The sequence below is a fragment of the Neobacillus sp. SuZ13 genome, assembly GCF_030123365.1.
GTDB lineage: Bacteria > Bacillota > Bacilli > Bacillales > Cytobacillaceae > Neobacillus.
This window is the reverse complement of sequence record NZ_CP126107.1, coordinates 3,914,263-3,938,672: the sequence shown is the minus strand read 5'-3', so window position 1 is coordinate 3,938,672 and position 24,410 is coordinate 3,914,263. Positions and strand designations below refer to the sequence as shown.

Sequence of the window (24,410 nt, the reverse complement as noted above, 5' to 3'; positions counted from 1 at the left end):
TAAAGACACCACCTCAATTATCTTGTAGCAGTTTATGTGAAATATAGGTAAGTGGTGCGTTCGAATTCGTCTTGATTAGGGCGGTGTAATTAAATTTATTATGTAAACGGTAAAGGATCTAACATACCAGTAAATAACTAATTAAGTTCTTATTTTCTTGCTATATCCTCTGTCTAAAGAGAGAAAATAAAGAAATGGAAGGAAGAATCCTTTCCATTTCAATTTGAAGGAGTGCTTTGGATGAAAAAAGTTAAAGCTCAACCGTTTCTCAAAATGTTTGCAAGAAAACGTAAAAGTAGAGGAGCCATGTGGGCGTCTCTATTAGGCATTGGTTTAAGTGCTGCTGTTTTTGGAGTGACAAAGGGAAAACGTAGGGACCTTGCACTTCCTATTCAAAATATGATGAAAAATTTTACACCTAAAACAAATCTTAGTCTAATGGATAATGCTGCATTAACCGAGTTTTCAGAGGAACTATTAATGAGTGCACTAAATAATAAAAAACAATAAGAAAAAAGTCCGCACATTGGCTGCGGACTTTTTAATATGGTGGAGTTGGGACTTTTTTCGGTATGTAATTAATATTTTCAGAAGAGTAAACACTTATAATTAACAAATGGCCTAATGTTCTTGCTCTAATTAATACTGGTTGATTATAGGTATTCTTAAACTCAAAATCGGGCCCATACCAACTAACCGTTGCGTCTCTGCCTGGTGGAATATAAGGAACCTTTCTTGAATGAGAAAAACGTTCCACAATCTTGATGCCTGCATTGTCAACGGCATTATAAAGGGTTGAGGATACTTGGCAAATTCCGCCGCCAATGTCTTCTGAGAATTCCCCTCTCACGATGACTTTGGCACGTAAATACCCCTTCGCAGCTGTCCGTTTACCGACTACTCTGTTAAAAGAGAATGTTTCACCCGGAAAAACCACCTGATTGTTAATTGCTTTTGTTGCCAGTTCTATATTGGTAGATCTTTTTTTATTACTTGGATTAAAAGACGTAACATAACGTCCAATTCTCATACTGCGAATATCACTTAGTAATTCACTATCCACCTTTGGATAAACTGTAAGGAAAGGTAATTCCATGACCTTCGTTTGTCTAGTACTAAAAATATAGGCATAGAATTGCTCTGTAAATGTTTGACGATGGATTTGGGACCCTGCCTTTTCTGGAATAATACCACCATTTTGATCCAAGTGGGCATTTTCCGGTGCAATTGAAAATTGTTTATCTAAGTTATCTAAAAATTCATAGTACTTTTTAGAATTTAATAAGGGCAGGCCCGTTTGGGAAATGGTAAAATCATCACGATTAATGGTGGTAACTGTATGGCCATCCTTTGTAATAGTTAAACGATCTGGCACTGCAGTCACCGGTTGGGTTAAAAGGAAATATCCCATTAACAAAGATAAAATCATACTCAGCAACCCCCTCACTATAATATTGGTAGAAGTAGGCTAATTCATGTAACCATAAAACAGATTCATACATTTTTGAAAAATAATAAAAGTAATTTCCAGTTTTTTTCTTTACAATAATCAAAGAATATAATATTCTCGTTATTGAGAATGATAATAAAATTAGGAGCTAATATTAAAATGATAAATGAATCAGCCGTGGACGTTATATTACATCCCGTTCGTATGAGAATCATCCAGTATTTAATTAATCAACAACTTACAGCGCAGCAATTAAAAGAATTTCTTCCAGATATCCCACAAGCTTCATTGTATCGCAACCTAAAAAAATTAGTTGAAACTGGAGTCATTCATATTGTTGATGAAATTCCAATCAGAGGAACTGTCGAAAAAGTCTATTCCATCCATAATCCAAACAAGGTAACCTTTAGTCCCGAAGACTTAAATAAACTTTCAAGGGATGAACATATGAGCCTTTTTATTAAATTTATGGCAAATTTAATGGGAGAATATGATCGATATCTAGATCAGGACAGAATCGATCTAGTTTCGGATGGTGTCACGTTCCGACAGGCATCCATCCACTTAAATGAAGAGGAGTATGTAGAATTTATAAACGAACTTTCAGCTGTTTATTTAAAAGTAATAAATAACGAACCAAAAGAGGGGAGGAGGAGAAGGACAGTAGCTACAATCGTGATTCCTGAGAGAAAGAAAAGTTCGGAAAAATGATCAGTAGGTACAAGTTGACCATCGTTCCAGGCGGTGAAGACTCCAGCGGGGTCTCCCCGAACCGCCCGCGGAAAGCGAAGCCGCCTGGAACGGAAATCAACAAACTATTTTAATGTAGACAAACAAAAAAGATTGTCGATTTTAAACCCGAAATCCTTCGGATTTGTCGACAGTCTTAAATGGTCGTCAATTTGATGACCATTTTTTTTGATTCTACTGAAAAATTTGTTGAAATATAGTATATTAATAGATGATAACAGAAGGATAGAAAAGTGCTAGCAAATTGCTAATGAATACATAGGAGTGAATAACATGTCTGAAAACGAAAGAATCCAATTAAATGTAAGGATTACAAAAGAAACCTCGAAGTTGCTAGATGAAATTGTCGAATATTACCAACAAGGATTGAAGCTCGGCCGAATTTATAAAGGAGATGTACTAACAGATATCATTGAAAAGTCATATGAAGTAATGAACAAGCAAAAGCGATCCTTTACAAAAAGGTTTTAACTTCTAAGGCCAGGAATTGTTAGTTATCAGCATGATGGAAACGAATGAACCTTTCTGGCCAGCCCCCCTCTTCTTATAATCCACCAACATTTTAAATCCCAATCAACAAATAATTAAAAGAATATTTAGAATTTGATTTGAATATTTAATATTTACAGGTATAATTAGGTGAATAACATACCAACTGGTTAGTATGAGAAAGGGAGTGGAAATAGTGGATTTTTCATATTCTCAAAGAGTGAAAGAGTTGCAGGAAAAATTAACTGCCTTTATGGAAGCAAATGTTTATCCTAATGAGCGTATTTACGAGCAACAATTAAACGAACAAGAAAGCCGTTGGAGTGCCGTTCCACCCATCATGGAGGAACTCAAAGAAAAGGCAAAAGCAGAAGGTCTCTGGAATTTATTTTTACCAGAAAGTGAATACGGGGCAGGGTTAACGAATCAAGAATATGCCCCATTATGTGAAATCATGGGAAGGTCGTTAATAGGACCAGAGGTATTTAATTGTAGTGCCCCTGATACCGGTAATATGGAAGTTATCGTCCGCTATGGGACAGAAAGACATAAAGAACAATGGTTAAAGCCTTTATTAGCTGGTGAGATTCGTTCGTGTTTTTCGATGACCGAACCTGCTGTGGCTTCTGCCGATGCGACCAATATAGAAGCCAGAATTGAAAGAGATGGGGACGAATACATCATTAATGGTCGGAAGTGGTGGTCATCAGGTGCAGGTGATCCTCGATGTAAGATAGCGATTGTTATGGGAAAAACAGATCCTTCGGCGAACCGTCATGAACAGCAATCCATGATCCTCGTTCCACTAGATTCTCCAGGTGTGAAAATCGACCGAATGCTCCCGGTTTTTGGATATGATCATGCCCCGCATGGACATGGAGAAATTACGTATGAAAATGTACGCGTACCTGCTGAAAACATTCTATGGGGAGAAGGAAGAGGGTTCGCGATCGCCCAAGGCAGGTTAGGCCCGGGAAGAATACATCATTGCATGAGATTGATAGGTGCTGCAGAACGAGCTTTAGAAGAATTATGTAAGCGTGTTCAGAGTCGGACGGCATTTGGAAAAACATTAGCAAGCCAAGGAGTCATACAAGAATGGATTGCTGATTCCAGAATTGAAATTGAGCAAGCAAGACTGCTCACCTTAAAGGCTGCCTATATGATGGATACAGTTGGAAATAAGGAAGCAAAGACAGAGATCGCGATGATTAAGGTCGTTGCTCCTTCAATGGCATTACGAGTTATTGACCGGGCCATTCAAGCTTTTGGGGCCGCTGGAGTATCTAACGACTTTACACTCGCGGCACAATGGGCAAATGCAAGAACATTACGATTAGCTGATGGACCTGATGAAGTACACCGTGCACAGTTAGCTAGACTTGAATTGAGGAAGTATCAATAGAATCAAGACAGTGATGAAGGGCTGTGGAGGAAATATGAAATTAGAAGGAAAAACAGCGATTATTACCGGGGGTGGAGGTGGTATTGGCCGTTCGACTGCTATCCGATTTGCGAAAGAAGGAGCAAAGGTTGCTGTAGCAGATATTGACGCAGTTATTGGTGAAGAAACCGTTAGTTTAATAAAAAGAGATGGCGGCGAAGCGATTTTTATAAAAACAGACGTAACTGATTCAGAGCAATTAAAAGCTTTAATCGACACCACGACAAGCACGTTTGGTGCTTTACATATTTTGTTCAACAATGCTGGCGTGGGAAATTCCGAAGTACGAAGTATTGATTTGGCTGAAGAAGAATGGGATCGAGTCATTGATATTAATTTGAAGGGTGTTTTCCTTGGCATAAAATATGCCATACCAGAATTAATTAAAGCAGGAGGTGGAGCCATTATTAACACTTCCAGTTTACTAGGATTAAAAGGGCAAAAATATACGTCTGCCTATAATGCCTCTAAAGCAGGGGTTGTTACACTGACACAAAATGCGGCACTTGAATACGGGAAATTCAACATAAGGGTCAATGCGATTGCACCGGGAGTGATTGACACCCCGATTATTGATCATTGGAAACAAAATGAGCGGAAATGGCCAATTATTTCGCGAGCAAATGCCCTTGGGAGAATAGGAACACCGGACGAGGTCGCCAATGCAGTATTATTTTTAGCATCCGATGAGGCTTCATTTATTACCGGTACAACTCTATCTGTCGATGGCGGCGGCTTAACTTTTTAGACGTATCTAGTTTTATCAAACATTTTGGGAGGAAAATTGATGAGTGAAATGAAAGCCTGGTTGGCTCATTATCCGGATAATATTAATACAAATGTTACCATTCCAAATAAACCATTAAGTCAAATCCTTCAAGAAACGACTGATAAATATCCTAACAATTCTGCGCTCTCGTTCTATGGAAGAAAGTTTAGTTATCAACAATTAAACGCACTGGTCCAAACCTTTACCTCTGCCCTGCAGCGTAATCAAGTTCAAAGAGGTGACCGTGTGGCAATCATGCTTCCTAACTGTCCTCAATACGTCGTTTCCTATTACGGAATTCTAACAGCTGGAGCAATTGTGACCCAGGTGAACCCGATGTCAGTGGAACGAGAACTAGAATATATTCTGAATGACTCCGGTGCGGAAACCATTGTTGTTCTCGATGCCTTATATCCAAGGGTGAAAAGTGTTCAAGCAATGACCAAGCTAAGGAATATTATTGTCGTCAGCCTGCAGCCCTCAGAAAATGAATTTGCACCGGATCGAAGTTTTGAAGGTTTCTTATCTGAAAGCAGCGGAAATGTCCTTCCAATCGAGATAGACCCTGAGCACGATGTAGCCGTCCTGCAATATACGGGTGGCACCACCGGAAGATCGAAAGGAGCGATGCTAACGCATCGAAATGTATTAGCAAACGTCATTCAGAGTTATGAATTCTTTAAAGAAGAAATGGAAATTGGGAAAGAACGTTATTTAACAGTCATTCCACTCTTCCATGTTTTCGGGATGAGTTCTTGTATGAATCTCTCGATTTATACAGCTTCTGAGTCTATTATGCTGCCTCGATTTGAATTGGAGGAAGTATTAAGCACGATTAAAAACGAACAACCAACTGTTTTTCCGGGTGTTCCAACGATGTATGTTGCCATCACTAATCATCCTCGTGCGGAAGAATACGGGATTAATAGTATTAAAACATGCAACAGCGGCAGTGCGCCGATGCCGCTAGAACTGCTCCGCAGCTTTGAAAAGAAAACTGGTTCAATGATATTAGAAGGTTATGGGTTATCAGAAGCCTCCCCAACCACTCATTGCAACCCGCCATTTTCAGAACGGAAACCGGGAAGTGTAGGGATTGGCGTCCCTTCGACTGAATACAAAATTGTAGACATCGCAACAGGGACGATAGAAGTACCTGTTGGTGAATTAGGGGAGGTCATCATTAAAGGACCGCAGATAATGAAAGGATATTGGAATATGCCGGAAGAAACGGCCAATACTCTCCGTGACGGATGGTTATTTACAGGCGATATTGCTAAGGTGGACGAGGATGGTTATTTGTATATCGTTGACCGGAAAAAAGATTTAATTATTGCAAGTGGCTTTAATGTTTATCCGCGTGATATTGAAGAGGTGCTGTACGAACATCCAGCTGTTCAAGAGGCAGTTTGTATTGGAGTTCCAGATCCTTATAGAGGGGAAGATATTAAAGCAGTAATAGTCCTTAAAGCAGCCAATACAGTTACAGATGATGAAATCATCCAATATTGCAGACAAAGCCTGGCAGCCTATAAAGTTCCGCGACTCGTGGAATTCCGCGATCAGCTCCCGAAAACCAATGTAGGAAAAATTCTCCGCCGTGCTTTAAGGGATGAAGTAAAAAATATGTAAGGTCTTTTCGTTCGTTGAGAATGATTACGGAAAACAATTTAGATGGTCGAAATCCTCGTAAGTGCTTAAAGGGGCATTATAGAATATGATATAATTCTCATTAGACATATTAGAGAATGCGAGGACATAATGTGAAGGAAAAAATTACAGCACAAAGCATCAGCCTATTTGAAAAAAAGGGTTTTACTGAAACGTCCATTCAAGACGTTGTTGATTCACTTGGTGTAACAAAGGGTACATTCTACTATTACTTTTCGAGTAAGGAAGAATTGCTAATGGATATCCACCTTGGTTATATCGATGAATTACTCTATAACCAGGAACATATATTAAATGACACTTCAAAATCATTCAAGGAAAAATTATCTGCGAATGTTTATATGTTAATTACGAACATAACAACCCAAGGTGCAGCTGCTAAAATTTTCTTTCGGGAAATGAATAATTTAAGTCCCGAGCATCTTAAATTAATTGAACAAAAAAGAGACCAATTCCGACTTAACATTGAAGGACTAATTCGCTCTGGAATAGAAAAAGGGGAGCTGCGGCCCGATTTAAATGCCCCGATTATCACCATGGGGATTCTTGGTATTACCAATTGGAGTTACCAATGGTTTAATCCAAATGGAAAATGCACTGACGAGGAAGTTGCGGAGATTTTTGTCGAAATGATCTTAAAGGGAATTCAAGACAATTGAAGAAAAAAGGTATAGAGGGGGATTTTGGATTATTAGTTCCCCTTTTATTAAGTGTAGATACTAACCGGTTAGTATGGTTTCGGATTTTTTAATGTGAGAGGAGGAATACGGTGCCCCATCAAATGAGTAAAGATACCATCCCTGTCCGTCAAGGGGAGGAATTAAACCTGTCTGTTCTTGATACGTATTTACAAGAAACCATCGAAAATTTACCCGGTGGACCACTTGAAATATTACAGTTTTCCGCCGGTCATTCTAATCTGACATATCAAATAAAAAAAGGAAAGTGGGAAGCGGTATTACGACGTCCGCCTCTAGGTCCTGTAGCACCAAAAGCGCACGATATGGAGAGGGAATATAAAATTCTATCTGATTTGCACCCGATCTTTCCCGTTGCTCCAAATCCCTATTTGTTTTGTAATAATGAAAAAATTGTTGGAAGCCCATTTTTCTTAATGGAAAGAAAAAATGGAATCGTAATCGATACATCCTTTCCTGAGGGGATTACTGTATCGGATGATATCTGTAGAAGGTTATCGGAAGTAATGGTCGAACAGCTAGTAGAATTACATGCAATTGATTACAAGCAGACGGGCCTGGCTGCAATCAGCAAGCCGGAAGGGTTTATGGAAAGACAGGTACATGGCTGGATAGGGCGCTATGAACGGGCAAAAACGGATGAAATCGATTGTCTTGAACCATTGAAGAAATGGCTGGTGGATCATACACCCAAAATCCATGAGTCTACAATTATTCATTACGATTATAAATTCAACAATGCCATGTTTAATCAAAACCTAACGGAAATGGTTGGTTTGTTTGATTGGGAAATGACCACCGTCGGCGACCCTCTTGCAGACCTTGGTGTAGCGATGGGGTATTGGAATCAAAGCGATGATTCGGAATTGTTAATAAATGGGTTAGGGCAGGCACCGGTTACGGCCGTCCATGAAGGATTTTTTACAAGGAAAGAATTCATCGAACTTTATGCGAAAAAGAGCGGCAGGGATGTTACTAATCTCAATTTTTACTTAACGTTTGCTTATTTTAAATTGGCAGTTATCGGTCAACAAATCTATTATCGCTATAAGAAAGGTCAAACAACTGACATCCGTTTTGCCAATTTTAATTATTTCGTGAAAAATTTAATTCAGCATGCAGCAAATGTTGCAGATAAGAGGTTTTAAAAGGGAGCTGGGTGTGAATGACGAAGATTCACCTTCTCATGAAGAAAGAGGAAGTCTGCGAAGAGAAAATGGCGGATGGAAATAAAATAGCGGTGGTCTTAGATATTCTACTGGCTACTACGACAATCGTTTCGGCTTTAAAAGATGGTGCAAAAGAAGTGATTCCGGTCTTGCACAGCAATGAAGCCATAGAACAGGCAAAATTGTACCAACAGGGTGAATTTATTCTGGCTGGAGAACTGGACGCCAAACCAATTGACGGATTTGTTTATCCTAGTCCCACGTTAATCCGGGAATCGATTAACGGTAAAACATTAATTTTATCGACGACGAATGGTACAGTTGCATTAAGAAAATCATCTGCAGCGAATAAGGTTTACGTTGCCTCCATGCTTAATAATCCAGCGATTGCCGCCGCTATTCAAAAAGTAACGTCGGAACAGACCATTCTGATCATATGCTCTGGTAATTCAGGAGAAACCAGTTTAGAAGACTTTTATGGGGCAGGACACTTAATTGATTGTTTAGTGAAAAATAATGTATATGAATTGACAGATGCGGCTAAAACGGCCCTATACTTCTACCGGGGCCAAACAGATGCATATGAAATTTTACTAGATTCCTATGTTGGCAAACTGCTTGCTAAATATGAACAGCAGCAGGATATTAGGATTGCTGCTTCCAAAGGCATAACTGAGATTGTCCCTATTTTAAAAGATGGAAAAGTTGTGGTCGAAACAATTTCTGTGTAAATCGATTATGAAAGTTAAGTTGAAAGGAAGATGAATATGAGCCAAGGACATTTGTTAGTTGAAAAATTAGGTCCGGTCTTGTCTTTGACATTAAACCGTCCAGAAAGTCTTAATGCGTTTAGCCCTGAGATGATTATTGGATTAAAGGATGCGCTTACTAATGCCCAAACAGATGAAGACATTCAAGTAATTGTGTTATCAGGAGCCGGCCGGTCCTTTAGTGCTGGTGGTGACGTGAAAACCATGGGGCAAGCCGATTCTGGCCAAGTTTATGACCATATCGGAAAACTAAATGAACTCATTCTGTTAATGAAAGACATAGAAAAGCCGATTATCGCCGCTGTCCACGGATTTGCTGCCGGGGCAGGGTTTAATTTAGTCTTAGCCTGTGACTTAATCGTTGCTGCGGAAGATAGCAAGTTCGCCCTTAGCTTTTCCCAAGTAGGTTTAATCTCCGATGGTGGTGGCTCTTATTTACTTCCAAGATTAATTGGCCCGTATTTAGCAAAACAATTCTTCTTTACGGCAGAGCCGATTCCTGCAGAGCGACTCTATCAACTAGGAGTGATAAATTATTTAGTTCCATTAGAAAACCTTCAGGAAGAAACAACAAAGTTTGCGCTAAAATTGGCCCATGGTCCTGGAAAAGCTTACGGAAAACAAAAGAAATTAATTGACCAATCTTTTACCTCTTCACTTGAGGATATCCTTGAGCAAGAGCGCTTGATCCAGACAATAATGGTGCAAACCGATGACCACAAAGAAGGAATTACCGCTTTTAAAGAAAAAAGAAAACCAGCTTTTAAAGGAAAATAGGAGATGACAGTCATGAAAGCAATCCGATTAACAGAATTTGGTGGACCCGAAGTATTACATGTAGTCGATATTGAAAAGCCAGTCCCAGCTGGTCATGAAGTTTTAATTGAAATCAAAGCAATAGGTGTCAACTATGCTGATACGGCAAGGAGAGAGGGGCAGTATGTTGTTAAAACACCGCTGCCTTTCATTCCAGGAGCAGAAATTGCTGGAGTTGTTGCTGCCGTAGGTGAGCAAGTGACGAAAGTGAAACCAGGGACAAGAATTGTGACATTAATTGAATCAGGAGGCTATGCTGATTATGCATTAGCCGATGAGCGGGCACTGATTCCACTGCCAGAACAATTAGATTTCCATACCGCTGTTGCTCTGCCGCTTCAAGGCTTGAGTGCTTACCATATTTTAAAAACAATGGGCAGGTTGGAAAAAGGTGAAAGCGTGCTGGTGCATGCAGCTGCAGGCGGAGTAGGAACAATTGCTGTCCAACTCGCCAAGTTGTTTGGTGCTGGTAAGGTCATTGCTACAGCAAGTTCAGATGATAAGTTAGCGTTGGCAGAGGAAATGGGTGCAGATGTCCTAATTAACTATACAGAGCCGGATTGGGAACAGCAGGTTCTGGAAGCAACAGGCGGGAAAGGGGTAAATGTTGCCCTTGAAATGGTGGGAGGAGATGTTTTTAATAAAACAGTGAAATGCCTTGCCACTTTTGGACGTCTTGTTGTGTTTGGAGCTGCAAGCGGTGAACAAAGCAAATTTTATCCGTCATCACTGATGGCTAGAAATCAATCAGTGATTGGCTTTTTCTTGCCACAGATTATGAGAAAGCAAGAATTGTTGCAGCCAAGTTTAGTGGAGTTACTTACATACCTCGGTGCGGGACAATTAAAGCTCACCATTGGCGGGGTATTCCCTTTAGAGGAGGCTGCAAAGGTTCATACCCTTCTGCAATCCCGGAAAACACATGGGAAGTTAATTCTTGAACCATAAATAGCTGAAAATCAACTCGTGAAATTGCACCTGGGCAACTCATTTTCAAATTTTAGTTAACAATTTGAAAGGGTGAACAAATGATGAAAACAGTTGAAACAGTAACAGGTCCAATTCCAGTTGAACAATTAGGGAAAACACTTATTCATGAACACTTTATTTTTGGTTATCCAGGATACCAAGGGGATGTTACTCTTGGTCCGTTCAATGAAGAAGAAGCACTTGAAGCAGCCATTGGTGTAGCCCGCCTCATGCAAAGTTATGGTGTAGAGACGGTGGTTGACCCGACTCCAAACGAGTGCGGCAGGAATCCATTATTTTTAAAGAAAATTTCCGAAGCCACAGGGTTGCAGATTATTTGTGCCACTGGATATTACTATGAAGGTGAAGGAGCCCCTCCATACTTCAAGATGAGACAGGGCTTAGGTTCTGCAGAAGAGGAAATCTATGAAATGTTTAAAATAGAGATTACCGAAGGGATTGCTGGAACGGGAATTAAACCGGGAATTATTAAACTAGCTTCCAGTAAGGATGAGATTTCTGAATACGAGAAAATGTTCTTCCGTTCTGCCGCTAGAGTCCAGAAGGAAACAGGGATTGTTATTCTGACACATACCCAGGAGGGAACGATGGGACCTGAGCAGGCGAAGCTGTTAATTGAGCAAGGTGCCGACCCTAGCAAAATTATCATTGGCCATATGTGCGGTAACACCAATCCTGACTATCATAAAGAAGTCTTGGGACAAGGCGTAAGAATTGGTTTTGACCGTTTTGGGATTCAGGTTTTGGTCGGTGCTCCTTTTGACCAAGAAAGAGTAGCGACCTTGATGACCTTAATTGATGAGGGTTATGAAAATCAAATTTTATTAGCCCATGATTCGGTCAATATTTGGCTGGGCAGGCCTCCAGTCATGAACGAGCAAGTCACACAAATCATGGAAAACTGGCATCCCGCCCATATTTTTAAAAACATCTTACCAACGTTGCGTGAAAATGGTATCACCGAAAAGCAAATCGACAAAATGCTTGGTGTGAACGCCATCTCATTATTCGCGGGCGAACCTGTTAAAGTGAACTAAAACAATGAAGAGGACTTGAATTTAATTCAAGCCTCTTTTTTGTGGAGAAATATATTAATAAACTATGAACAAACTATTAATTAGTAAAGAAGAATTGTATTTATTGTTGATATGCTTAAAATTTGAGATAAACTTAATAAAAAGAACACTTTAGGTATCAGTAGGAGTTGAATTATTTTGAGAATATTAGTGATCGAAGATAATAAAAGTGTCTGCTCCATGATTGAAATGTTTTTTGCCAAAGAAGGGATAGAAGGAGAGTTTGTGAATGACGGTCTCGAAGGCTACAACCGTATTAAAGAAGGAACTTGGGATGCGTTAATTATCGATTGGATGCTCCCTAGTATGGACGGGGTAACCATCTGCCGTAAAATTCGCCAAGAAAATTACACAGTTCCAATCATCATGTTAACAGCCAAAGACAGTGAGTCCGACCAGGTGCTTGGTCTCGAAATGGGTGCGGATGATTATGTGACCAAGCCATTCAGTCCGTTAACATTGATGGCAAGAATTAAGGCAGTAACACGGCGGTTCCAACCCCAAGTACCAAAGGAAAGTGACGATTTCCTTCAGACTGAACATTTTAAAATTAGTAAAAATACTCGTGAAGTGATTGTCGACGGTTCCCCAGTCACAAACTTAACACCGAAAGAGTTTGATTTACTTTACTATATGGTTGAACATCCCCGCCAAGTATTCTCAAGGGAGCAATTGCTGGAAAGGGTGTGGGGCTATCAGTTTTATGGGGACGAACGGACTGTAGATGTTCATATTAAACGTCTACGGAAAAAAGTTGAAACAACCGCACAGCCATTCTTCCATACTATATGGGGAGTAGGGTATAAGTTTGATGAGTCAATCAAAACGGATGAAGTTTAGATACATTTATCAACAGTTTTTCAGTCATATCAGTATTATTATTGTGGCGTTTTTAGTATTAAGTCTTTTGTTTGCTCATTATGTAGAGAATTTGGTCTATGAGAATAAAGCAAACGAACTTATATCCTATGGGAAGGCGATTCTCTCCGAAATTGATGAAACTCCACAGGCTTCTGGGGAAATTATTAATCGCTATAGTTCAGTGCTTTCAACAAGAAAAATGAGTTTTAGTATGTTTGATCAAGATGGAAAACTATATGCTGTTGGAAAACAGGGTCCAGCTATTGGAGGTTTGTCTGACAAGGATTGGGACCGGATTTCTAAAGGTAGAACTCTTGTGGTAAATAGTGATTTTAAAAGGTTCGGTCAAGAAGGGGTTACCTTTGTTGTTTTACCGTATCTTAATAACGGCACCTTTATTGGCGGAATTCTATTAACCTCGCCGATTAGCGGCTCGAGTGCCATGGTTCATCGCGTCAATCAATTTATCTTGTACACCATTATTATTGCTCTGGTTGTTTCCTTTCTGCTTAGTTGGTTTTTATCAAGGATTCATGTGAACCGGATTAAACGTCTTCGTGAAGCAACCTCCCTTGTCTCAGCGGGAAATTATCATGTCCATGTTTCATCTTCTAATTTTGATGAGATTGGTGAATTAGCAAACGATTTTAATCACATGGTTGATAAAATTAATACCTCGATGGAGGAAATTGAAAGTCTAGAAAATAGGCGAAGACAATTTTTATCTGATGTTTCTCATGAAATGCGGACGCCATTAACCACCATTAGCGGCGTCATCGAAGGGTTGAAAAATGATATGATTCCAGAGGAAGATAAGGAACGAGGAATAAATTTAGTGAGCCAAGAGGCTAAAAGACTTATTCGGCTTGTTAGTGAAAACTTGGATTATGACAAAATTCGATCGAATCAAATCCAGTTATACAGAGAAGAGTTTCAGCTCCTCGAGTTACTTGAAATTATTCAGGAACAGCTATTGCCGCAAGCTGAGGATAAAAATAATCAAATTGTTATTCAGGCAGAACCAGATGTTATGGTTAATGCTGACTATGACAGACTAATTCAAATTTTAATTAATATTACTAAAAATAGCATTCAATTTACCAAGGACGGGACAATTTGGCTTCGAGGAAGAGCGGAGGGGCAGTCGACCATTATTGAAGTGGAAGACACCGGAATTGGTATCGAACCGAGTGAGATTGAAAATATCTGGCGCCGTTTTTATAAGGCTGATATCTCTAGGACCAGTAACCCCTATGGAGAATTTGGGTTAGGTCTTTCGATTGTTAAGCAATTGGTTCTCCTTCATAATGGAGAAATTAACGTTTTCAGTGAAGCCGGAAAAGGAACAAAATTCGTCATTAAACTATAAAAAATTGCGAGAAGCTGCGGGCCGGTGCCTGCAGCTTTTTTACGTAAAAACGATAAAAATTCGTAGATATTTCTAAAAGCCGTTATAGTTTGTTAATAATTTCTTAAGATTTCAGAGGTAAAGTAGAGACAAGATAAAACATGCTTAAAGGAGATTGAATGAGATGGATTATAAAAATGAAAATGAATTCGATAAAAATCAACCAAATACATCTGATATAACAGATATTACAAAAGCCGAAGAACAATCAAATGAATCAATTAATGTCAACCATATTAAAGAAAATTTCAATGCAGTAGATGCGACCTTCACGGTGGAGACAAACAGTTTTGTGAATCGTGAAGATCAAGAAGAACGATCTGAATTTAAACCTTCAACGGAAGCAACAATCACTCCAGGAATGGAACAAACGCGTATTAACAATCAGGTGGATCAACTGAATAAGAAAAAACGAAACGTAAAAGGATTTGCCTCCACACTTGCAGCAGGGGTAATTGGGTCTGTCTTGACATTAACGATTTTGCCTCATACAGACTATATAAAAGACCATTTCCCGAAAGTGGAGACTCAAGATGCAATTAGTTCTCAACAAGAAACTGCGGTCAAACCTGTAGTGGCTCAGCCAACAGCTGCAACTTCTAATTCGATTGCGGATACAGTTGAAAAGGTATCCAAGGCGATTGTCGGGATTGTTAATTATCAGCAACAACAGAATAATTTTTATGGAAACCCAAGCTCTTCACAAAGTGTGGAAAGTGGTTCAGGATCCGGAGTTATTTTTCAAAAAAATAATAATACAGCCTATATTGTCACTAATAACCACGTGGTCGAAGGAGCAACGAAACTAGAAGTATCTTTGTATGACGGTGAAAAAGCAACGGCTGAGGTGGTTGGCACTGATGCTTTAACAGATCTAGCTGTTTTAAAAATTAATGCTAAATATGTGACGGCAACAGCAGATTTTGGTGATTCGTCCACACTTCGTCCAGGCGACCAGGTCTACGCCATCGGGAACCCGCTTGGACTTGATCTTTCAAGGACTGTTACCCAAGGGATTGTCAGTGCAACCAACCGAAGCATTGGCATTACAACCTCTGCTGGAAATTGGGATACCAATGTTATTCAAACTGATGCAGCAATCAATCCAGGGAACAGCGGGGGTGCTTTAATTAACCCACAAGGACAAGTGATTGGCATCAATAGTTTGAAAATTTCCGAAAGTGGTGTCGAAGGTTTAGGCTTTGCAATTCCTAGTAATGACCTAATTCCAATCGTGAATCAATTAATTAGCAGTGGAAAAATTGACCGCCCTTATCTCGGGGTAGGACTTGCTGATCTTGATCAAGTGGCACAAATGTATTGGCAAAATCTGCCTAGCACAACAAAAGGTGTCATATTAACAAATATTGAAGCGAATTCTGTTGCTGCAAAAGCTGGACTTCAAGTAAAGGATATTATTGTTTCCATGAATGGAACAGAAATTACCAGTTCCTCAGATTTACGTAAATATTTATATACCAAAGTAAGCAAGGGTGATGAAATAAAATTTGGAGTTTACCGCGATGGAAAACAAATCACTGTAAATGTGAAACTTGCGGATTAATTGGAGGGAGTATCAAGAAAAATGTCCTTATTAAAGCAAAACAAAATAATGGTAATAATCCTATCAGTACTTATTGTAACGTCGGTAATTTTACTAAGTTTTACCCTTAAGAAGGAGGATACGGTCGCAAAGTTTAATGGTGAGGCTATTAGTAAAGACGAACTTTATAGTAAAATGGTCGAACAGTACGGTTCTGCTACGGTGGACAAAATCATTAGCGAAAAAATTGTGGCTGCAGAAGCTAAAAAACAAAAAGTTAGCGTTAAAGATAGTGAACTGAATCAAGAAATCGAAACTTTAAAAGCATCCTATGGTGGTGAAGAAGCTTTCAATCAAGCACTTGAAACCAACAATACTTCTTTAGCATACCTAAAACAGGATCTAAAAAATTATTTGACGATTAAAAAATTGCTGGAGCCGGAAATTACCATTACCGAGGAGGAAATGAAAACTTATTTTGATAAAAACAAAGATTCATATGCCCAAGCTGAGCAGATTAAAGCAAGTCATATTCTTGTGGCTGATGAGAAAACTGCAAATAAGGTTAAACAGAAACTAAACGATGGTGCTGATTTTGCAGAGTTAGCAAAAGAATATTCTACCGATGAGAGTACAAAGGATGCTGGTGGCGAGCTTGGCTATTTTGCAAAAGGAACCATGGTCAAAGAATTTGATGATGCTGTATTTGGTCTTGCAGTCGGGGAAGTTAGTAAGCCAGTAAAAACGGATTATGGGTACCATATTATTAAAGTAGAGGCTAAAAAGAAGGCAAAAGAAGCAAATTATAATGACAGTAAGGCTAAAATAAAAGAAACATTACTAGATCAGAAAATTGATTCTGAGTACACAACATGGCTAGAGAAAAAGAAGAAGAGTTATGATATTGAGAATAACTTGAAAGAAGTCTAACCAAAGGATCTAGAGGTGAATAACAAGATGAATCGGGTCGGGAAATATGCAGCGAATGATACAGTAGATGATCTTGAACTGATGCATATGGTTTTTGAACTTCCTGAAAAGGATAAAATGATTATGTGGTCAGAAGGCTATATTGATCTTGTGATTGAGAAACTACCTGAGTATGCCCGTGATGTATTGGAGAATCGCAAGGAAAAATGGGAAGATACGAAAGCCTATTATGAAAAGAAGATTGAAGATATTAGTAACCAGGAAGAGTTTAAATTGATGCTAAAGGGCGAACGGAAGGAGTTCGCCCTTTTCGTCATGGATCGGTATCCAGAGTACCAATCATTGCTTTTTTTAATCTACGATGGGAATCTAAAGGAAGATGATTTTAGAAAGTTTGTCTATCGCAGAAGGCAGGGGTCTCGCAAAAAGTACCTTCATTAAAGGGGTTGGCGAAAAAAAGTCTTTAGGTAGCGAAATACCTCTAAAGTTTGGCGAAAAAATCTTTCGGTTTGGCGAATTCCACCCAAGGGTTCGCGATAAAACTGCTCTAGTTAGCGAAATTGAATTCCCAAACTTTAGATTAGTCAGAAAAAATAGGCTTGCAATCGGTATCAGAACTATTTACAATGAAAATAACTAATTTGAAACGGAGGTGGAGAAGAGATGAAACGTTCTATTTTTGCACGGTTACTTTGGCTGGAAGCTCTCAATATTTATCGTGCAATTTTTCATGGTGTAATTTTCAAAGGGAGTAGTCTGCCCTTTTTTCAAAATTACAAAATGAATATGGAACGATAACACATCTCTTTACCCACTTTAAATAGGCAGGAAGAGAGTGCGTCTTTTGCACTCTTTTTTAATGCGGAAATTAACAAAGCTGCGGGTCATTAAAGATGCTCGTGGCTTTTTTATATGGAAGAGAGTGTTCATCTTAATTTTGATTAATAAGGAGATTGAACATGATTATTTGCAGTGTAAACCATATTACCAAATCATTTGGCGGAAATATAATTTTTAAAGATCTATCCTTTGAAGTACAGGAAGGAAACCGAGTTGGCCTTGTCGGCCGTAATGGCGGAGGTAAAACAACGCTTTTAAAACTTTTAGCAAATCAAGAAACGGTCGATGAAGGGGTTATTCATAGGAAAAAGGGTCTGAAGATTGGTTACTTGGCTCAAATACCCGATTTCAAAGAACTAACAGGTAAAGAAGTATTAAAAACAGCCTTTGAGCAATTAATTGCAACTGAAACCAAACTTCAGGAATTAGAGGTTGAAATGGGACATGAAATTGCCCCAGGTGCCTTACAAAGATTAATGGATCAATACGGAAAGCTTCAAGATGAGTTTATCTTAAATGGCGGTTATGAAATGGATGCCCAATTAGATAGGATTGCAAACGGGTTGAATATTACCAACCTGCTTGATAAACCCTTCTCATCATTAAGCGGCGGGGAAAAAACAAAAGTTGGATTGGGTTTGAGTTTATTGAAAAATCCCGAACTTCTACTCCTTGATGAACCGACTAACCATTTAGATATGAAAGCGATTGAATGGCTGGGGTCCTTCCTTAAGGAATATACAGGAACGATTATTCTCATCTCTCACGACCGTTACTTTTTAGATGAAGTTGTCACAAAAGTGCTGGAAATGGAAGATGGAGAAATTGAACTGTACCATACGAATTTCAGCGGTTATGTGAAAGAGAAAGAAGAGAGGCTCTTAAGGGAATTTCAGGAATATCAAGAACAACAGAAGAAAATAAAAAAAATGAAAGAAGCGATTAAGCGTCTCCGCGACTGGGCAAACCGCTCCAATCCACCCAGTGCTGCCCTTCATAAACGTGCTACCAATATGCAAAGGGCACTGGATCGAATTGAAAAACTAGACCGCCCAAAGATAGACGTCAAAAAAATGGCGATTGATTTCGAAGCCAATGATCGAAGCGGTAAAGATGTAATCGTCATAGAGGATGTTGCGAAGAGTTTTGGAGGCAAGAACTTGTTGGACCAAGTAAACATGCTCGTACAGTATAAGGACCGCACTGCAATTGTCGGGGAAAATGGCACTGGCAAATCGACACTTTTAAAAATGATTCTGAAAGAAATTGAACCTGATAAAGGTGTTATCAAGGTTGGGATTAATGTAAAGGCCGGTTATCTATCACAACATGTTTTTACTGATATTGGCGATAAACAGCTGATTGACGTCTTTCGGTCTGAAGTAGTCGTCAATGAAGGAGAGGCTCGTCATATTTTAGCCCGGTTTTTATTTTACGGAACAGCAGTTTTTCGGAAGGTAAGTCAGCTAAGCGGCGGGGAGAGAATGAGACTTAGACTTGCCCAGTTAATGTACCAGGATATAAATCTTCTGATTCTGGATGAACCGACCAATCATCTTGATATTGATTCATGTGAGGTGTTAGAGGAAGCGCTGGAACAGTTTAATGGCACTATTTTAGCTGTGTCTCATGACCGCTATTTTCTTAATAAATTGTTTAAGAAAATATACTGGCTCCAGGATGGGACTGTTTGCTATTTCGATGGGAACTATGATTGGGCGAAAGGCAAATTGGAAGAAACAATCGAGATAAAACAGCCGGAAAGGCCAGTGTTGACGAAAACTTCCCCACCTAAAGCATCAAAGGTGGAAGAAGTGGGGGCAACCTTGATTGAGGAAAAAATTGAGCAAATTGAAGCGGAAATTCAGCTTTTAAAACAAAAACTCGGTGAGGAAAGTGAACTTGAACTGCTGCAAAGAATTTATCTTGAATTAGAGGAGCGGGAACATAATCGTGACCGTCTTTACCAACAGCTAGAAGAAATTATCTAAACAGATATTGCTCCCCAGGGTCAACGGGGAGTGCCAGGTTTAAACAGCATTGTTTTTATCAACCGACTGCGGAAGTGTCTGAAAGTGTTTATAATACGTTTGCGTAACAAGGGAGCCGTATGTTTGCGGCTTCTTTTTTTTAGGGTATAAATTCCTTTTCGTATGGGGTCCTTTTCCTTATAATTAAAGATGTTTCTTTCATAAAGGATGGGTTGGTATGAATATGAATTTTTCTTTAAAGCAAGTATCACTGCTTTTAATCGTTACCTTGACAGGGGTGGTTTTGTCAGTCATATTTCATCATCCGCTTGTCATAGGATTTTTTCCAGGCTACTTCGTACTTGCGTGGTTGGCTATGAGAAAAAATTTACGTTTAAAACAGATTCTGCATATTAGTATTTTTGGTGTGAACAAAACTAGAATCGTCATCTTAATCCTATTTCTGGTGAGTTTTTTACTGCCGTCTTGGTATTTAGCAGGGACTATTCAGCAGATGGTGGAAATTGCTCTGCATTTTATTGTTCCAAATCATTTTTTTGTCTTATCCTTTCTCTGTGCCATGGTATTTTCAATGCTGCTGGGAACAACGGTCGGGACTATAAGCGCGATTGGCATACCAATCATCGGTACGGCCATCGTCCTTAAACTTCCCATTGAAATGGTGGCAGGCGCTTTGGTTTCAGGTGCATTTGTAGGAGATAGAACTTCACCATTTTCGAGCGCCCATCAACTACTGTCCCATACAGTTGAATTGCCAGTAAATAGACAATGGAAAGCGATGCTTTTTACTACGTTAACGGCTATTTTTCTATGCTTTTGCTTTTATGGAGTAGCGGACTATCTGATCTCAGGAACGGCAGGTACAAAGCAGCACCTAGTAAGTTGGAATGATCTTTCAGTCATTAAATTTATCCCGCCAATTATATTAATTACATTTGTCCTTTTAAGGATTAGTATCGTTTATGCCTTTTTCACTAGTATTCTATCAGCCGCATCTATCGCCCTTTTCAGTGGAACTTCATGGTCAAAACTCGTTTTCTCATTGTGGCATGGAATTGAGGGTCTAGGCGGCGGGTTCCTTCATATGTATGAATTGCTCTTATTTCTAGCCTTAGCAGGTGCATATAATGGACTTTTGGAAGAAATGAATGTCATTCAGCCCTATTTAGATAGATGGTTACAATCATCTCGCACTCTAACTGGCGACACTTTAAAAACACTGCTGGCGACATTTTTGATCACGTTAATCGCAGCAAATCAAACGCTGCCGATTATTCTCACAGGTAGGTCTTTCCTGCCCCATTGGTCTAGTAAATATGGAAAAGAAGAGTTAGCCCGAGTTATGGGGGATTCAACCATGCTGTTTCCGGGGGTGGTGCCTTGGAGTGTTCTTGCCATCATGTGCAGTAGCATTGTCGGAATACCAATTATGGCATACCTTCCATTTGCACTTTTTTTATGGATTTTACCCATTTTAACGATTCTAGTATCCTTAGTAAAACAAGCACGAAAATCATCCAAAGAAAAGCAAGCAGTGATAGCTTAAAATGGAGCCCGATGCGACTCCTTTTCACCATTCAGATATGAATCACTCCGAATGAAGTCCTTAATTCTTTCATATATGTGGTAATAAAGAATTTGGACAAGGGATGATCAGATGCTGAAAAAGTTGGCGATAATAGGATTCGGGAGCACGATGATAGCGATTGGTATTAATGGATTTATTCTGCCATTACATATCATTAATGGAGGGTTTTTAGGCATCAGCCTGCTGCTAAAATATATTTTGGGTTTTAAAGTTGGATTGACATTTATATTACTGAATATTCCTGTTTACATGTTCGCCTTTAAATCAGATCCCGAGTATTTTTTTAATGGTGTGATGGGAGCGATCTGTTCCGGTATTATGATAGAATTGCTGGTACCATTGAATGGGATGTTTCATTTGTCCATCCTTAGCAGTGTGTTTATTGGAGCTGTAATTATTGGGAGTGGGGTTGGGGTGATGCTCCGAAATCATATTAGTCCAGGCGGAATGGACCTGCTGGCACTGCTCATCGCCAAATGGTCAAAAGTCAATGTGGGTATCATTATGTTTGTGATGGATGCTTGCATCATTATTACAGGTTTGTACCTTCTTCAAGATGTGAAACTTTTTTATTCGCTGATTATTGTTGCTATTGTGGGACTGCTAGCAAGCCTAATTACCACTAGGAATATTGAGCAGAATGTAATAAAGTAAATAACTCATATTAGGGGTAAGATGAGTTAGTATAAAAAGGTTAGTTAATAAGGAGATATACGATGGAACCTCTCAGAGATCTTCTCAAGGAAAATTTAAAGGTTTTATTTGTTGGTTTTAATCCAAGCATTCGATCTAGTGAACTTGGGCATCATTATGCAAGTCCAAACAATCGTTTTTGGAAGATATTGTACGAATCAGGGTTAACGCCACGGAAATATGAAGCAATGGAAGATGCGAAGCTTTTAGATTTAGGATTTGGGTCTACTAATATTGTTGAAAGGCCGACAAAGGCAGCGGATGAAATTACCAAAGGAGAGTATAGGGAGGGTAGTGAGATCTTAAAGATGAAGATCGATCAGTTTAAACCAAAGGTAGTCTGCTTTGTTGGAAAAGGAGTCTATCAGCAATACAGTGGTTTAAAAGTAATTCAGTGGGGAAGGCAAACCAAGGGTCTTGTACCTGGAGTAGTGGATTTCGTTGCCCCATCTTCAAGTGGTTTGGTTCGAATGAAACTGGAAGAAATTATTGAGATTTATAAAGGGCTAGTCCCTCTCCTATCAGAATAAAACATCGTCGGGTGATGTTGCTCCCCGGCGATGTTTTTCTATGCTTCGAATTTATTTTTATAGTTGGACAAGGTAATAAGAGGGAAAATATAGCGATAGCTGTGATAGTGAATATAAAAACCTCCGGCCATACCTTGCCCCTTCGGATAAGCAGTAGTCCAGTCTTCTTTTTCAAGGGAAGTTAATAAATAGGTGATTCCGTTTCTAATTTGTGATGTAGGTTCTTCTGAAGCAGCAATCAAGGCATCGAGTGCCCAGGCAGTGTGAGTTAACGTGCTATATCCTAATGGCACATAAGCCTTTTTACTATCACTTTGGCATGACTCCCCCCAGCCGCCATCTTTATTTTGGATAGTATGTAACCACTTCACGGACCTTTGGACAGCAGAATGATCATAAGGAATCCCGTTGGCTAATAACCCTGTAATAGCTCCCCATGTTCCATAAAGATAACAAATACCCCATCTCCCATACCAAGAACCATCCTTCAATTGATTACTTAAAAGCCATTCCATCCCTTTATGGATCGCTTTATGGTCACTAGATAGATTCGTGTAATTCCCGAAAAATTCCAAGGTTCGCCCTGTAATGTCAGCACAAGATGGATCTGCTAGCAAAAACTCACCTTTTTCAATAGGGAGGAATTCGAACAACTTTGTATCGGTATTTCTTTCAAACGCCCCCCAGCCGCCATCGTCATTTTGCATTGATAAAAGCCAGTTAAGTCCTCTGTCCCAGGCCTGTCTCTCAAGCGGATTCATTCTCGAAATAGAACGGAGTGAAGCTGTTGTATCATCCACATCTGGATTCATCGTATTGACATCTGAAAATCCCCATCCTCCGGGCATAGTCTTTGGATTATGAATGACCCAATCACCAAATTTGTGATGCTGGCGGTTTAGAAGATATTGATTGGCCTTTGTCACCATTGGATCATCTGTGGTAACCCCAGCCGACTGCAAAGCATAACCAATCAACGAAGTATTCCAGACATTCGCTGTTGTGTACTGCATATGGGGATGGCCGTTGATCTCGCATTTCATCGCAAGCAATCCGTTCACAGCCTTTGTGATTATGGGATCTGTTTTCTTATACCCATGGGCGATTAGGGCAAAAATCATCAAAAAGGTACAGCTATAATAGCTATAAAAAGTGCCGTCAGGTTCGAGGTGATTTAGCATGTATTTCGTAGCCCGCTCGACAGCTAATTGATGGAGTTGCTCTGGTATGCCCATCAATCTTTTGACTCCATCTTTGATAAATGAAAGCAGTGACCGAGATTCTGAGGAGCGAAACCAAAGATTTTCATGATGCCGGTGTAAGTGCAGTTCTGAAAGATTCGGGCTCATCGAAGTTTTAATAAAAAACTTTTTATCGGCAAGTAAAATAATTGGCGTTAGATTGGCTCGGCCGAAGACAGAAAGTGAGTAAAAGTTAATCGGAAAATAGTGTGGTAAAAGTATAAATTCAATGGGAAGAGGAGAAAAATCTGGCCAAATATATTGACCCGTTAAAGAAAGCATCACTTTGGTGAAGATACTTACTTCCTCTAAGCCGCCTTTGGATATAATATATCTTCTCGCTCTCCGCAAACGCTTGTCGTCCTTCTTGGCATACCCTGAATACAACAATGCATAATAGGCTTCAACGGTGGCGGTCAAGTTGCCATCGCCTTCATCATAGAAAAGCTTCCAAGCCCCATTCTCCTCTTGTTTACTAAAAATCCTCGCAACCAAACCTTGAATTAATTCTTCATCATTTAATTCCAATGTCCGCAATAAAATGATCATATAGGCATCTGTTGACAATCCTGTTTCAAAGGGGTAATTCCAGGATCCGTCGGGAGTTTGGTCTGCTCGAAGCCTTTCAACCAGCCTATCGATGCCCTTGCTAGAATTGATCATAAGGGTTTCTCATTCCTCTCCCAGTAAAAT

At 39.5% G+C, this 24,410-nt stretch carries 24 protein-coding genes; 22 read left to right on the top strand and 2 right to left on the bottom strand.

The window, feature by feature from the left end; translation table 11 throughout:
- Positions 1–240: 240 nt before the first annotated feature.
- Positions 241–510: a hypothetical protein gene (locus tag QNH17_RS19310; protein WP_283874433.1), complete on the top strand. Its 270-nt coding sequence runs from the start codon at positions 241–243 to the stop codon at positions 508–510.
- Between the two features lie 31 nt (positions 511–541).
- Here the strand turns inward: QNH17_RS19310 and QNH17_RS19305 are convergent, their stop codons facing one another.
- A complete protein-coding gene (locus QNH17_RS19305; RefSeq protein WP_283874431.1) occupies positions 542–1,429 on the bottom strand; it encodes a VanW family protein in 888 nt (295 codons plus the stop codon).
- A 180-nt stretch (positions 1,430–1,609) separates the two neighbouring features.
- Here QNH17_RS19305 and QNH17_RS19300 point away from each other — a divergent pair, with 180 nt between their 5' ends.
- From QNH17_RS19300 to QNH17_RS19200, 21 genes are all read left to right on the top strand, one after another.
- A complete protein-coding gene (locus QNH17_RS19300; protein ID WP_283874429.1) occupies positions 1,610–2,161 on the top strand; it encodes a helix-turn-helix domain-containing protein in 552 nt (183 codons plus the stop codon).
- Between the two features lie 312 nt (positions 2,162–2,473).
- The gene (locus tag QNH17_RS19295) at positions 2,474–2,671 is read left to right on the top strand and encodes a hypothetical protein (protein ID WP_283874427.1); all 198 of its coding nucleotides are present in this window, start codon (positions 2,474–2,476) and stop codon (positions 2,669–2,671) included.
- Positions 2,672–2,885: 214 nt separating this feature from the next.
- A complete protein-coding gene (locus QNH17_RS19290) occupies positions 2,886–4,094 on the top strand; it encodes an acyl-CoA dehydrogenase (RefSeq protein WP_283874425.1) in 1,209 nt (402 codons plus the stop codon).
- A gap of 34 nt (positions 4,095–4,128) precedes the next feature.
- Complete coding sequence (locus QNH17_RS19285) at positions 4,129–4,881, top strand: SDR family NAD(P)-dependent oxidoreductase (RefSeq protein WP_283874423.1); 753 nt, start codon at positions 4,129–4,131, stop codon at positions 4,879–4,881.
- Between the two features lie 39 nt (positions 4,882–4,920).
- Positions 4,921–6,534, top strand: a complete 1,614-nt coding sequence (locus tag QNH17_RS19280) for a long-chain-fatty-acid--CoA ligase (protein ID WP_283874421.1) — start codon at positions 4,921–4,923, stop codon at positions 6,532–6,534.
- Positions 6,535–6,665: 131 nt separating this feature from the next.
- Positions 6,666–7,232 carry a TetR/AcrR family transcriptional regulator gene (locus QNH17_RS19275; protein ID WP_283874420.1) on the top strand — a complete coding sequence of 189 codons (567 nt, stop codon included), beginning with the start codon at positions 6,666–6,668 and terminating at the stop codon, positions 7,230–7,232.
- Positions 7,233–7,354: 122 nt separating this feature from the next.
- Positions 7,355–8,419 (top strand): phosphotransferase family protein, encoded by a 1,065-nt coding sequence (locus QNH17_RS19270; RefSeq protein ID WP_283879549.1) that lies wholly within the window; start codon positions 7,355–7,357, stop codon positions 8,417–8,419.
- Positions 8,420–8,436: 17 nt separating this feature from the next.
- A complete protein-coding gene (locus QNH17_RS19265; protein ID WP_283874418.1) occupies positions 8,437–9,171 on the top strand; it encodes a 2-phosphosulfolactate phosphatase in 735 nt (244 codons plus the stop codon).
- Positions 9,172–9,207: 36 nt separating this feature from the next.
- Positions 9,208–9,987, top strand: a complete 780-nt coding sequence (locus QNH17_RS19260) for an enoyl-CoA hydratase/isomerase family protein (protein WP_283874417.1) — start codon at positions 9,208–9,210, stop codon at positions 9,985–9,987.
- Between the two features lie 12 nt (positions 9,988–9,999).
- Positions 10,000–10,974, top strand: a complete 975-nt coding sequence (locus QNH17_RS19255; protein ID WP_283874415.1) for a quinone oxidoreductase family protein — start codon at positions 10,000–10,002, stop codon at positions 10,972–10,974.
- Between the two features lie 80 nt (positions 10,975–11,054).
- A complete protein-coding gene (locus tag QNH17_RS19250; RefSeq protein WP_283874414.1) occupies positions 11,055–12,053 on the top strand; it encodes a phosphotriesterase family protein in 999 nt (332 codons plus the stop codon).
- 177 nt (positions 12,054–12,230) lie between these two features.
- Positions 12,231–12,932 (top strand): response regulator transcription factor, encoded by a 702-nt coding sequence (locus QNH17_RS19245; protein ID WP_283874413.1) that lies wholly within the window; start codon positions 12,231–12,233, stop codon positions 12,930–12,932.
- A complete protein-coding gene (locus QNH17_RS19240; RefSeq protein ID WP_283874412.1) occupies positions 12,904–14,322 on the top strand; it encodes a sensor histidine kinase in 1,419 nt (472 codons plus the stop codon). Before QNH17_RS19245 ends, QNH17_RS19240 begins: the two co-directional genes overlap by 29 nt.
- Positions 14,323–14,485: 163 nt before the next feature.
- Positions 14,486–15,925 (top strand): S1C family serine protease, encoded by a 1,440-nt coding sequence (locus QNH17_RS19235; protein ID WP_283874411.1) that lies wholly within the window; start codon positions 14,486–14,488, stop codon positions 15,923–15,925.
- 21 nt (positions 15,926–15,946) lie between these two features.
- Positions 15,947–16,834 carry a peptidylprolyl isomerase gene (locus QNH17_RS19230; RefSeq protein WP_283874410.1) on the top strand — a complete coding sequence of 296 codons (888 nt, stop codon included), beginning with the start codon at positions 15,947–15,949 and terminating at the stop codon, positions 16,832–16,834.
- Between the two features lie 27 nt (positions 16,835–16,861).
- Positions 16,862–17,275, top strand: coding sequence for a hypothetical protein (locus QNH17_RS19225; RefSeq protein WP_283874408.1), 414 nt, complete (start codon positions 16,862–16,864; stop codon positions 17,273–17,275).
- 222 nt (positions 17,276–17,497) lie between these two features.
- Positions 17,498–17,632, top strand: coding sequence for an RAxF-45 family protein (locus QNH17_RS19220; RefSeq protein ID WP_283874406.1), 135 nt, complete (start codon positions 17,498–17,500; stop codon positions 17,630–17,632).
- Between the two features lie 161 nt (positions 17,633–17,793).
- A complete protein-coding gene (gene abc-f / locus QNH17_RS19215; RefSeq protein WP_283874405.1) occupies positions 17,794–19,665 on the top strand; it encodes a ribosomal protection-like ABC-F family protein in 1,872 nt (623 codons plus the stop codon).
- 217 nt (positions 19,666–19,882) lie between these two features.
- Positions 19,883–21,211 carry a Na+/H+ antiporter NhaC family protein gene (locus QNH17_RS19210; RefSeq protein WP_283874404.1) on the top strand — a complete coding sequence of 443 codons (1,329 nt, stop codon included), beginning with the start codon at positions 19,883–19,885 and terminating at the stop codon, positions 21,209–21,211.
- A 111-nt stretch (positions 21,212–21,322) separates the two neighbouring features.
- Positions 21,323–21,907 (top strand): YitT family protein, encoded by a 585-nt coding sequence (locus QNH17_RS19205; protein WP_283874403.1) that lies wholly within the window; start codon positions 21,323–21,325, stop codon positions 21,905–21,907.
- A gap of 62 nt (positions 21,908–21,969) precedes the next feature.
- On the top strand, positions 21,970–22,476 hold the full coding sequence (locus QNH17_RS19200; RefSeq protein ID WP_283874401.1) for a mismatch-specific DNA-glycosylase: 507 nt from the start codon (positions 21,970–21,972) through the stop codon (positions 22,474–22,476).
- Positions 22,477–22,514: 38 nt separating this feature from the next.
- On the opposite strand, the gene shc is transcribed toward QNH17_RS19200, so the two are convergent.
- Positions 22,515–24,380, bottom strand: a complete 1,866-nt coding sequence (gene shc, locus QNH17_RS19195) for a squalene--hopene cyclase (RefSeq protein WP_283874399.1) — start codon at positions 24,378–24,380, stop codon at positions 22,515–22,517.
- Between the last annotated feature and the right edge of the window lie 30 nt (positions 24,381–24,410).